The sequence below is a fragment of the Mesorhizobium sp. M2E.F.Ca.ET.219.01.1.1 genome (assembly GCF_004016445.2).
Classification (GTDB): Bacteria; Pseudomonadota; Alphaproteobacteria; order Rhizobiales; family Rhizobiaceae; genus Mesorhizobium.
This window is the reverse complement of sequence record NZ_SADT02000008.1, coordinates 151,934-163,113: the sequence shown is the minus strand read 5'-3', so window position 1 is coordinate 163,113 and position 11,180 is coordinate 151,934. Positions and strand designations below refer to the sequence as shown.

General features: G+C 61.9%; 13 protein-coding genes. 5 read left to right on the top strand and 8 right to left on the bottom strand.

All coding sequences use genetic code 11. From position 1 onward, the window contains the following. Positions 1 to 250: 250 nt before the first annotated feature. From EN862_RS31860 to EN862_RS31845, 4 genes are all read right to left on the bottom strand, one after another. Positions 251 to 934, bottom strand: a complete 684-nt coding sequence (locus tag EN862_RS31860) for an SMC-Scp complex subunit ScpB (protein ID WP_127868244.1) — start codon at positions 932 to 934, stop codon at positions 251 to 253. Between the two features lie 2 nt (positions 935 to 936). Continuing rightward, positions 937 to 1,893, bottom strand: a complete 957-nt coding sequence (locus EN862_RS31855) for a DUF1403 family protein (RefSeq protein ID WP_127868243.1) — start codon at positions 1,891 to 1,893, stop codon at positions 937 to 939. Between the two features lie 245 nt (positions 1,894 to 2,138). Beyond that, positions 2,139 to 2,666, bottom strand: a complete 528-nt coding sequence (locus tag EN862_RS31850; RefSeq protein WP_127228077.1) for a GNAT family N-acetyltransferase — start codon at positions 2,664 to 2,666, stop codon at positions 2,139 to 2,141. After that, a complete protein-coding gene (locus EN862_RS31845; RefSeq protein ID WP_127228078.1) occupies positions 2,663 to 2,941 on the bottom strand; it encodes a DUF1778 domain-containing protein in 279 nt (92 codons plus the stop codon). The genes EN862_RS31850 and EN862_RS31845 overlap by 4 nt, the downstream gene beginning before the upstream one ends. 98 nt (positions 2,942 to 3,039) lie before the next feature. Between EN862_RS31845 and EN862_RS31840 the strand changes: the two genes are divergently transcribed. Then, a complete protein-coding gene (locus tag EN862_RS31840) occupies positions 3,040 to 4,155 on the top strand; it encodes a site-specific integrase (protein ID WP_245519771.1) in 1,116 nt (371 codons plus the stop codon). 18 nt (positions 4,156 to 4,173) lie between these two features. Here EN862_RS31840 and EN862_RS31835 read toward each other — a convergent pair whose 3' ends face one another. The 4 genes from EN862_RS31835 to repA form a co-directional block, all read right to left on the bottom strand. Beyond that, positions 4,174 to 4,581: a helix-turn-helix domain-containing protein gene (locus tag EN862_RS31835; protein ID WP_245519770.1), complete on the bottom strand. Its 408-nt coding sequence runs from the start codon at positions 4,579 to 4,581 to the stop codon at positions 4,174 to 4,176. A 153-nt stretch (positions 4,582 to 4,734) separates the two neighbouring features. Further along, positions 4,735 to 6,075, bottom strand: a complete 1,341-nt coding sequence (gene repC / locus EN862_RS31830) for a plasmid replication protein RepC (RefSeq protein ID WP_127868241.1) — start codon at positions 6,073 to 6,075, stop codon at positions 4,735 to 4,737. A 160-nt stretch (positions 6,076 to 6,235) separates the two neighbouring features. Beyond that, on the bottom strand, positions 6,236 to 7,231 hold the full coding sequence (gene repB / locus EN862_RS31825) for a plasmid partitioning protein RepB (protein ID WP_127868240.1): 996 nt from the start codon (positions 7,229 to 7,231) through the stop codon (positions 6,236 to 6,238). Positions 7,232 to 7,302: 71 nt separating this feature from the next. After that, complete coding sequence (gene repA, locus EN862_RS31820; protein WP_127868239.1) at positions 7,303 to 8,490, bottom strand: plasmid partitioning protein RepA; 1,188 nt, start codon at positions 8,488 to 8,490, stop codon at positions 7,303 to 7,305. Between the two features lie 390 nt (positions 8,491 to 8,880). On the opposite strand from repA, the gene traI reads away from it, so the two are divergent. From traI to EN862_RS31800, 4 genes are read left to right on the top strand one after another with little or no spacing between them, the layout of a single operon-like run. After that, on the top strand, positions 8,881 to 9,504 hold the full coding sequence (gene traI, locus EN862_RS31815; RefSeq protein WP_127868238.1) for an acyl-homoserine-lactone synthase TraI: 624 nt from the start codon (positions 8,881 to 8,883) through the stop codon (positions 9,502 to 9,504). An 8-nt stretch (positions 9,505 to 9,512) separates the two neighbouring features. Further along, positions 9,513 to 10,484, top strand: a complete 972-nt coding sequence (trbB, locus tag EN862_RS31810; RefSeq protein WP_127868237.1) for a P-type conjugative transfer ATPase TrbB — start codon at positions 9,513 to 9,515, stop codon at positions 10,482 to 10,484. Further along, on the top strand, positions 10,474 to 10,875 hold the full coding sequence (locus EN862_RS31805; protein WP_245519769.1) for a TrbC/VirB2 family protein: 402 nt from the start codon (positions 10,474 to 10,476) through the stop codon (positions 10,873 to 10,875). Before trbB ends, EN862_RS31805 begins: the two co-directional genes overlap by 11 nt. Beyond that, positions 10,872 to 11,171 (top strand): conjugal transfer protein TrbD, encoded by a 300-nt coding sequence (locus EN862_RS31800; protein ID WP_127868236.1) that lies wholly within the window; start codon positions 10,872 to 10,874, stop codon positions 11,169 to 11,171. Before EN862_RS31805 ends, EN862_RS31800 begins: the two co-directional genes overlap by 4 nt. The last annotated feature ends 9 nt before the right edge of the window (positions 11,172 to 11,180 follow it).

The following is an 11,180-nucleotide window of genomic DNA, read 5'->3' as shown; positions in this document are numbered from 1 at the left end:
GCCCTCGTCAGCTCACCGAGAGGTGACGTTGCTCCAGGAGTGCGATCGCTCGGATCGCATTGCTCCCCAACGAGTCGAATTTAGCAGGATGCGCGCGGGAAAGCATAGGAAGCAATGCTGCTCCCCGCGACAACGTGCACGGCAGCGGTCGTGGACAGTGAACTTTTAGCCCTCCGTCGCGCTGGACGCTCGAGGTGATCTCCGGTGGACCGTCGAGATACCCACCGCAAAGGCGCTTCGCGCGCCATCCTTACCCAGCCCGATCCTCATCCCGATCTGAAAACTCGGGCATGATGTCGCCGGCCAGCAGCTTCTTCTTCGACAACAGCCCGGCGTCCTCGAGCGCCTCGAAATCCGGCAGCTGGCGCAGCGTGTCGAGCCCGAACTGCGACAGGAAGTTTTTGGTCGTCACATAGGTGTAGGGCGCGCCCGGCTGTGGGCTGCGCGGCCCCGAGGCGATCAGATCCTGCCCGCGCAGCACGCCGATCAGATCGCGCGAAATCTCCTTGCCGAAGAAGGAAGACAGCTCGCCGCGGGTGATCGGCTGGAAATAGGCGATGCACATCAGGACAAGCGCCTCCGACTGCGTCAGCTCTTTCGACCCCTGCCCCGGGGCCGTGCCGAAGGCAGCATGGATGACATCGCCAAAAACCTTTTTGGTGCGGTGCTGCCAGCCGCCGCCGACCGACACCAGCTCATAAGGGCGGCCAGCGAGCTCCGCGCGGATGTCGTCGATGACCAGATCCAGATTGCAGTTCTTGCCGACTACGCGCGTCAGCACCTCGCGCGGCACGGGTTCGCTGGCGGCAAAGATCACGGCTTCAACGCGGCCCATCCACTCGCGCCAGCGCAGTTCCGGCGGCAGGTGCTCGAGCTCGGTGTCCAGCAGCGCCGGCTGATCGTTCGGCTTGCGGCGGGCGGACGCTTGGTTCATCGCTAGAGCCCAAACAGCCGGAAGGTGGTGCGGCCCGACAGCTCGCGCACGCCCTCCAGTTGCTGGAGGCGCTCGAACAGGCGTCGCGCCGCAAAACGTGACAGGTTCTTGGTCGTCAGCGAGCCCGGGACGGCATCTTCATTCAGGAGCAAAAAAATCACGTCGCCGGCTCCCTTGGCGCGCAGTTTTGGCGCCACTGCCAAGAGCTTTTCGGCGCGGCGCGACAGCTCGGCCGCCAGCCGGCAGGCCTCGGTCGCCGCTTGAACCAGCGCCAGGCAGACCGCGCGCTCGAAACCTTTTTGCCCAGTTCGGATGCACTTGCCGCCGTCGGCCTCGAAGCGGAAGGCCGGGCCAAAGGCCTGCGCCATCAGCAGCGGCAGCGGCCGCGGCCAGCGCAGGCTTTGCGCCAGCACTAGGTCGGCCAACCACCAGGCGAACAGTTCAGCATCGGGCCGCATGGCGACCACGTGGGCGGCGATCGCGGCGGCGGCGAATGGCGCCGGCCGCTGCGAGGCCGTCACTTCTTCGATCTGCATGCAGAGGTCGGCGAGCGCCTCGTCGTCCCAATGGAGGCCGAGCAGCTCGGCCACTTTTGCCAGCCGATCGGCGCTGACCGCCGGCGGCTGCAGCGCCAGCTGCCGCCAGGCGCCAAGGATGGCGCCGGCGGGACCGGGGTCGGCGCCGGCGGGGCAAAGCTGCCAGGCGTCGCGCAAGGCGGCTGCATCCTCGGCGCGGCCGGCGAGCCGCATGCTGGCGGCGGCGCATTTGAGCGCCAGGCGCTGGCGCCAGGCGCCGGCCCAGGCGGGCTGCGCCCGGGCAAGCGTGTCAAGCGCGCCCAAGGCGGCGCCGGCCTGGAAGGCGGCGTCGGCGTCGCTCGGCCCACCGCCGCCGGCCAGCACCCAGGAGGGGACAGTCGGCGGCGCCGCGGAACTGGCGGTCGCGGGATCGAGGCGAATCATGGTTGCGAGGGTAAAATGCCTGTGCGCTTTACACCATCAATTTCGGCCATAAACGCACAGCTTGTCGGCAACACAAAACGAATGATAATATTGCCTTATCATTCGTTTTCGTCTTTATAGAGGAAATGGCCGTTTTCAGCGAGCTGAAGCCCGAAAATAGCGCCGCGCGCGCCTCCGGACCGTCCCACAGCACGGGGGCGGATGACGATGTTTCGGCCGCGCGGCTGTCGGCCAACGGCGCGCCCTCAGAGGTGCCCGCTGGCCTTCAAGGTTTCGGCAAAAGTCTTGAGCGGAACGACAAGCGTCATTGGACGGTCATTCAGCGGCTCGGCGCCATAGCTCGCGTACCAGCTCGCGGCTCGACTGCTTTTGGCGTCGATGATCATCAGCACACCGCCGACTTCCTCAGTAACGCGGATGCAGCGCAGCGCGGCGGCGAGCAGAAGCTGACCACCAAGCCCCCTGCCCGCCACCGATTTGTCGACAGCAAGCCGCGCCAGCAGAAAGCCCGGCACATCGTGTCGCGCCAGACCCTTCGTCATCGGGGGAGGAACCGCGTGGTGTTCGACCGAGGCCGGAGCCAGACTGTAGAAGCCAAGGATTTTTTCCGGTGCATCGTCGGGAACCGCACAGAACGACTTCACAGCGTTCTGCTCATGCCCTTGCCGTGCGAACCGCTGCAGGAAGGCATTCATCTCGACATCGCCACAGTCAAAGGCTTTCCGGTCGTGCGACCGGGCGATCGCCTCCTCATGCCAGGGCGGAAGGCTCACAGGGTCTTCGGAAGCGCGGCCGCCGCCGCACGCAACTTCGCGTTCGGCTTCGGAGGATTGTCCAGAAGCTCAAGGATGCGGCCAAAATCCCGCTCGGATACCTTTATGGTGTCAGCTTCGGCGATTACGGTTTCGGCTTCGCGCAGCGCGGATTGGGTGACGAAGCTGGTGAGATCGGTATGGCGAAGCGCTGCGGCGCGCAAGAGGCGCGCCTTCACCTCCGGCCTTACCCGGATGTTCATCCGATCAGTATCATCAAGGGCTGCCCGGGCCATCGCTTGGATTCCCACGTTACTTGAACAGCATAGATACATCTGCCGGATCGCGATTGCAACTACGTACGCATTGAATGTGTACAGAATGGAGGCGTCTCATGAGTCCTGACGAGGACGACCTTCCCGACATCATCGATATGGTTGTGGAGATGGGGCGCGCAGAAGAAGAGCCACCGGCAGTCCCCTCCCCTCCCCTTCCAGCAGCGACGCGTGTCATCGAGCGCCTTCCCAGCCATCTGGAGGACCTCGCCGGCCGCGCACGCGACTATGTCGAGGCGGCGAGCTCGGCCAACACACAGCGGGCCTATGCATCGGACTGGAAGCATTTTTCCAGCTGGTGCCGGCGGCAAGGCGTCGAGATGTTTCCGCCCGATCCACAGGTGGTCGGCCTCTACATCACGGCTCAAGCCTCGGGCACGGCGACCGGCGACAAGAAGCCGAGCTCGGTGTCGACGATCGAACGCCGGCTCTCCTCGCTGGCCTGGAATTACGCCCAGCGCGGCCGGCCGCTGGACCGCAAGGACCGCCACATAGCAACCGTGATGGCCGGCATTCGCAACAAACACGCAGCCCCGCCTCGGCAGAAGGAGGCGATCCTGCCGGAGGATCTGATTGACATGCTGGAAACACTCGACCGCGGAAGCTTACGCGGCTTGCGCGACCGCGCCATGCTGCTCATCGGCTTTGCCGGCGCTCTTCGTCGCTCCGAGATCGTGGCGCTGGATGTCGGCCGCGACCAGACCGAAGATGGCCGCGGCTGGATCGAGATCCTAGAGAAGGGCCTCCTGATAACCCTACGCGGCAAGACGGGCTGGCGGGAGGTCGAGATCGGCCGTGGGTCGTCCGATCTAACCTGCCCCGTGGTGGCGCTGGAGACCTGGCTCAAGCTCGCGCGCATCGCACACGGACCGCTATTCCGCCGCGTGACCGGTCAAGGCAAGGCGGTCGGGTCCGAGCGGCTTAACGACCAGGAGGTCGCCCGGCTCGTCAAGCGGACCGCGCTGGCGGCCGGTGTGCGCGGCGACCTGCCCGAGGGCGAACGCGGCATGATGTTTGCCGGCCATTCGCTCCGGGCCGGCTTGGCCTCCTCGGCCGAGGTCGACGAACGCTATGTCCAGAAACAGCTCGGCCACGCGAGCGCGGAAATGACCCGCAAATACCAGCGGAGGCGCGATCGTTTCCGGGTCAATCTCACCAAGGCGTCGGGATTATAGAAAAGCCCCCTCCCCTGCTCAATGCGATGCACCGGCAGGTTCTTTGGCCGTCTCCCTCTCGGACAACAGGGCTCGCAACACGGCCTCAGGCTCTTTCTCCATGATGCGAAGCAAGGTGCGCGCGGCGCCGCTCGGCTGCCTTTTCCCCTGCTCCCATTTCTTGTAGCCGGACGGGCTGGTCCCCAGCACGGTTGCCATCTCGTCCTGGGTCAGGTCGAGCCTCATGCGGATCGCTTTTGCATCCGCGCCGCCAACTTCCACACTGTGCACCTTGATGCCGCGAACGTCCTTGCCTTGCGCATGAGCCAAAGCTTCCGACATCGCCTGGACCAGATCGGCGCCTAATTTCGTCATTTCACTCATCCCCTCATTGAACAGCTCAGCTGCCTGCTTGATGAACAGTGGTGTCTCGGCAACTGTCTGCATGCAGTCCATATAACCCAATGGGTTACCAAATTGAGCGGGAGAGGGCGAAAGTCAATGACAGACGGGCAGCCAACGTATCGATCGCGCGCCGATCCGATCTCATTGCCAGCACAGCCACGCTGGCCGATACAGGGCGAAATGATCGGGACATGGCTACCAGCCCTTTTTCTTCATGCTGTCGCGCAGTGCATCGCTGATATCCAGCGAGCTGCCCACGGCATTCACCCCGCTCCCTTGGCCTATCGGAGGTTCCTCCGCCCCTTTCCCGGCAGCAGCCTTCTCAAGCGCCCCGACCCTGGCATTGAGCAACGCGGTGATCATGGGCCACACCGAGAATTTCTGCGCCCGCGCCTTCTCTGTGAGATCCCGCAGATAGCCGCCGCAACTACGAATATGTTCGGCCCGTTGCAGAATCGCAGCCAGGGTAATCGACGCATTTTGGGAGCCCATGACCTCTACCGCCTCCTGCCAGGCGCCTGGGCTGACCCCGATCGTTGGCCGCGCCCTGTCGGCGGCCGCTGCAAAGTCTCGCCAGGTCCGGATTTGCGTCCCCTTCGTGTAGTTGGCGATGTCAGGGCAGGCGCTCAGCACCATTCCCAAGGGCACATCCCGTTGTGGCAGGCTGCGCACGTTGTCGTTATGCTCGGCGTCGCGGCCGGCTTCAATGTTATTTCCTGAGCTATTTTCAGATTCACCGGTAGGATTATGATTTGGGTTTGAAATTTGTATGTGGCGTCCAGAACGGGACTCATTGGCGTCCGGATTCTGCGATTCTACGAACAATTCCAATGTCTGATGCACGTCGGCCCAGAGGTCTTCGAGTTCCCCTGCTATGGTCTCCAGAACCTGCCGCGGCGCCGTGCGCGGGAGCCCCCCTATGATCGCTTCGTAGCGACGCTGAAAGCTGCTCCAGTTGCCGGGAACGCTCTCGTTGATGCCAACGTCAATCAGCTTGACCACGTCGCGCCGACAGATGGTCAGCCTCTCCTTGACCCGGCGGAACGCCTTGCGCTCGATCGCAACTGCCTCCGCGAGTTCCCTAAACTCTTCGGCGCGCGTCAAGATCGGCGACAGATCGAAGCCGTAAGCCTGCTCGATTGCACCGCTCTGCCCCTTCCTGGCGAAACGCTTGCCGTTCGGGCTGTCGCGGCGGATGATCAGGCCGCAATCCACCAGGACGGCGATATGACGCCGCAGCGTGGTTGCCGGCATGCCGTTGGCGCGACGGATGAGCTGCTCATTCGACGGAAAGACGACCAGGTTCTCGTCTCCAGCCAGTTCCTCGCCGCGATGGAACGTCAGCAAGGCGTTGAGGACGGCCAGAGCGCGATCCGTTGCCCCAAGCGCTTCCTTAGCCTCGCGTATGTCGCGGAAAACCTGCCACTTCGAGACCTTAGCGTCTTGATCTACAATCTTCGCCGAAACCTGGCTTGAAATCAGGCCAAGTGTCATCGGCCGCCGCCCAAAGGGCGTCGTTGCAATATGCGTCCCCATCTTCCTTCACCTATCGCTAGGCAAAAGAATTAGGCCCGCCGAAAACGGCGTTTGCCCCTCACGGGACTCTTGACTGTGATTCCGGGAAATGCGATTCTCTAGGTGTTCAATCTTGAGAAGGGCTTCCGGAACTCGTTTCGGGGGCCTTTTTCCTTTGCGGTTACGGTTCCTCTCTCGGTTGCGTCGAATCCCGCCGAAACGTCTCGTAGAGACGATCAAGGTTCTCCGACAAATAGTCGCCAAACGCACGCGCTTCGGAGCTCTTGGCCTTGATCGCCAAAGTGAAGCGTTTCGCGTCTGTGGTTATGTCAGCCGAAAGGGATCCCCCCTTCGGCGCCCAGCTTCGCTTTTGCGGGCCGGACTGGGTGCGCTTTCGAGAAGAGGCTGTTTTCAGCCGCCGCACGAGAAGATCGAAGCGAGCATCGCTCGGAAGGGCCGAAAAGCCATCCTCATTGACCACCTCTGAAGCAATATCGTGGTTCGATGGCTTGTCCATGAGCAGCTTGAGCTCATACCAGCGATCGCGACCAATACCCTTGGCCTCGCCAATCGCCGCGAGAATGTCTGCGGGGAGGGCTGCCACCGACAGCATCTTCGACAGGGTCGTGCGGTCGATCGAAAGCGCCTTGAGGATGGTTGCATTGTCCTCGTCGTAGCGGAGCCGAGCCAGATCCGCGGCAAAGAGCGCGCGTTCGACGAAAGGCACGTTAGCGCGAGCCGAGTTCTCTTGCCCGAGCGTGAGGACGTGTTCACGATCCTCCATCTGCTTGATGACGGCTCGCACCTTTCGACCAAGCGCCTTGGCGACCTGAACGCGCCGGTGTCCAAAAACAACCATGTAGCGCCCGGTTGCCTTTGGATGCGGTCTGACCAGGATAGGGGAATTCTGGCCGTTCTCTCGAATTGCCTCGAGGAGCTCGCTGAACTCCTGTTCATTGTCGGCACGCCTGTCGCGGACGAAGGAGACATCGACCACGTCAGGCTCGAGCTCGACAATGGTCTCTCCCGAGGCGAGCTTGTCCGCGCGCGACGCCATTTCGTCCAGCGTGCTTAGAATCGATCGAGACGCGCCCCTCGCCGCATATTCGACGACCGAACGCTCGACGGGTCTCTCGTCGCCTTCCAGAATGTTAGCGAAGGGGTTTTTACGAGCCATCGCGCGGTCTCAAAGATCTCTTATGCTGTTGAAAACACCGTAATTTTTGACCGTTTTGACGGCAGTCAACATCACAGCCGGCCCCAAGCCTTATGAACCAGACCTTGTATTTCGAAATTTACTGCATCCAGCGCTTCAATCGCACGGTCGTAGGTGTCGCGATTGAAGTTCGCACGCTCGACTTCGTACAGCGTTTGCTTGGTCAAGCCGGCGTCGGAAATTGCTGTCGACTTGACCATGGGACTCTTCAGGATCTCCTCGGCCAGGATGGATTGCATGAACCCCAGCATCTGCGTCTGGGGGACATCAGTCGGCTCAAAGCGAGTGATCAAGTAGCGGAGCCAGTCGATCTTTACTGGCGCACCTTTCTCACGGATGGAGGCGACGAAATTGCCCAGCATGAGCAGGAATTGGCTCATCGACATCAGGTCCAGCATCTGCGGATGCACCGTAACGAGGACCGATGTGGACGCGGTGAGCGCCGTCAAAGTCAGGAAGCCGAGCTGCGGCGGGCAGTCGATGACAACGACATCGAACCGGTCATCCACTTCTTCTAGTGACCGCCCAAGCCGGCTGTAGAACCTCTTGCCTTCGTTCGAACTCTGCATGGAGAGGGGCGTGTCGAACTCGTACTCCTGCAATTCAAGATTGGCTGGAATGATGTCGAGCAGGGGAAAGTTTGTGGGCAGAATCACGTCCGCTATGGATCGGCGCTTCTCATCATATCGGATTGCATCGTAGAGCGACGGATTGCCGTCGAGTTCTGGTTGGAACCCGTGCAATGCCGACAGGGACGCTTGCGGATCGAGGTCGATCGCCAAAACCCGGTGCCCGGTAAGTGCGAGATGCTGCGCGAGATGCGCAGCTGTCGTGGTCTTTCCAGAGCCGCCTTTGAAGTTCACAACTGCGATGACTTGAAGCTTCTCGCCAGGCTTCCGGGAAGGGACATACTTCTTGGCGTCAGAGCGACCGTTCTTGTCGAGATAGTGCCGCAGCTCGATCATCTGCTCGGCGGTATAGAAGCGCCGTCCGCCAGCCGCTATAAGTGGCTCAGGGCCTTTCCCTTCGAGGTGGAGACGCTTGAGATTGTTCGGGCTGATTCCGAGGTAATGTGCGACCTCCGACATGGGGAAGCGGCGCAGCGTCTTCTTCGCGTTTGGCGGAAACTTCTCCAGTCGCAGCTGGTCGAGTTTACGGGAAATCTCGGCGCCTTGCGCCAGGATCTTTTCGTCAAATTCGAAAGGTGGAAGCGCACTCATTCGGACCGGCTCCGGGAAGAAAATAGCGCCAGAATGCGGTGATCCGGCCAATTTGGCGCCAGTATGTCCGATTCCCCCCTCCTGGCAAGGAGAATAGAGTTAACAAGTAGTTAACGCCACTCCCAAGAACTCCCGATCCGGCAGACTCAGGATTCCGATTTCTCCTTTTGTTTCCGGTATTTAGCCAAGCCGTTGCATTCTCAAAGCCTTCGCAAGCACCCCCGTTAATTCTCGGGGGTAGACCACCTGGAAGTTGGAGGCCTCCGCCAATTCGAGACGCGCCAACCCCTCCGTAGACCCGACTCAGGGACTGTAGAATTCTACAGCTCCAGCAGCGTGGCCATCTGTGATTAATGAAGCCTCATCGCAATCAGTGAGGGGCTTCGGCGAATGCTGGCACGCGCAATACGCAATGGCTCGGGGAAGAGAGACCGAGAACTCATCGATGCCTATTGTCGACTGCGAGCGGTCATATTTGCTGACCGATTGGAGTGGAACGTGCATGTCCGCAACAACCGGGAAACCGACGAGTTTGACCTGCTCGATCCGACTTACATCGTGGTGACATCGGACGACGGCGCCATCATAGGGGGTGCGCGCCTGCTTCCCGCACTTGGGGACACAATGCTGGAGCGGACGTTTCCGCAATTGCTCGCGGTCGGCCGTCTCAATGCGCATGCCAGATTGATCGAAAGCTCGCGTTTTTGTGTCGACACCACATTCAGCGAGGGCAGGGGAGGGCCGCTGCATCAGGCAACGCTCACCATGTTCGCGGCCATCATCGAATGGTCGATGCTGAACGGATATACGGAGATCGCCACCGCGACAGATCTCAGGTTCGAACGGATCCTCAATCGGGCCGGCTGGCCGATGAAGCGGTTGGGAAAGCCCTGCCGCATCGGCAGCACGATCGCCATCGCCGGGATACTGCCGGCTGACCGGGCGAGTTTTATCCAGGTTTGTCCGCCAGGCTACAGGTCGGCGTTTCAGGCCACGCGGCGGCAGGCAGCTTGAGGCCATCGGTGACCCTTCTTCGATCGCACTCGCGGCTTGTCCGCAAGCTTCAGGATGCATTGGGCGACCATCTGTGCCTGGCACTCGATGACGCCACGGTTGTCGAGATCATGCTGAATCCAGACGGCAAGCTGTTCATCGAACGGCTCGGGCAGGGCGTTGCACCAGCCGGGGAGATGACGCCGGCGGCCGCGGAGATCGTCATCGGAAGTGTAGCGCACGCTCTCCAGTCCGAAGCAGATGACGAGCAACCAATCATCTCCGGCGAGCTGCCGATCGGCGGCCACCGCTTCGAGGGACTGTTGCCGCCAGTCGTGTCGGCGCCGGCCTTCACAATTCGCCGGCGTGCCTCTCGGCTTATCCCGCTCGACGACTATGTCACGAAGCGGGTCATGACCGAAAAGCAGGCGTCTGTGCTTCGCAACGCAATCGCGTCTCGCTTGAACATCGTCATCTCCGGCGGCACGGGCTCCGGAAAGACGACGCTCGCCAATGCGGTCATCGCCGAGATTGTCCAGCATTCGCCCGACGACCGGGTCGTCATCCTCGAGGATACAACGGAGATCCGGTGCGCGGCCGAGAACGCCGTCTGCCTGCATACAAGCGACACGGTCGATATGGCGCGCCTCCTGAAGAGCACGATGCGGCTTCGCCCTGACCGGATCATCGTAGGCGAGGTCCGCGATGGCGCAGCACTCACACTCCTGAAAGCCTGGAACACCGGCCATCCCGGCGGAGTCACGACCGTTCATTCCAATACGGCAATGTCAGCGCTCAGGCGCCTTGAGCAACTGACCTCGGAGGCGAGCCAGCAGTCGATGCGAGAGGTCATCGGTGAAGCAGTCGATCTCATCGTCTCGATCGAAAGGACCGGAAGAGGGCGGCGCGTCCTTGATATCATCCACGTCGAGGGATTCGACGGCTCGCATTATCAGACCGAACATTACGCCCAGCCTGACGAGGACAGCCATGCAGCGTGACCGCCGGACTCGTGTGGCCTGCGGACTGCTGGTCCTGACCTCGCTTGCGCTCGCGAGTCCGGCGCTGGCCTCATCGGGTGGCGGCGGGTTGCCGTGGGAAGCGCCGCTTCAGCAGATCCAGCAATCGATCACCGGGCCGGTGGCCGGCTTCATCGCGCTCGCCGCCGTCGCAATCGCCGGCGGCATGCTCATCTTCGGCGGCGAACTCAACGATTTCGCGAGACGGCTTTGCTACATTGCCCTTGTCGGCGGTGTCCTACTTGGCGCCACCCAGATCGTGGGCCTCTTCGGCGCGACTGGCGCGACGATCGGCGAGGAACGGCCAGGAGCTGAAACGGTCGACCGCGGCACAATCGTCGAGCCTTCAAGCGATCGGGGAGGGGACTCGTGAGTGATTCCGACTCCAGCCTGGTGCGCTCCCGTATTCATCGCGCGCTCTCTCGCCCGAACCTGCTGATGGGCGCCGATCGCGAGCTGGTGTTGCTTACAGGCCTCGCGGCCGTGATCCTGATCTTTGTGGTGCTCACCTGGTATGCAGCGCTCTTCGGCGTCGCCATCTGGCTCGTGGCGGTGGCAGCACTTCGCATGATGGCACAGTCCGATCCACTGATGCGCCGGGTCTATCTTCGCCACATCTCCTTCAGACCTTACTACCGCGCGACCTCGACGCCATGGCGGCGGTACTGAGGTCCGCTC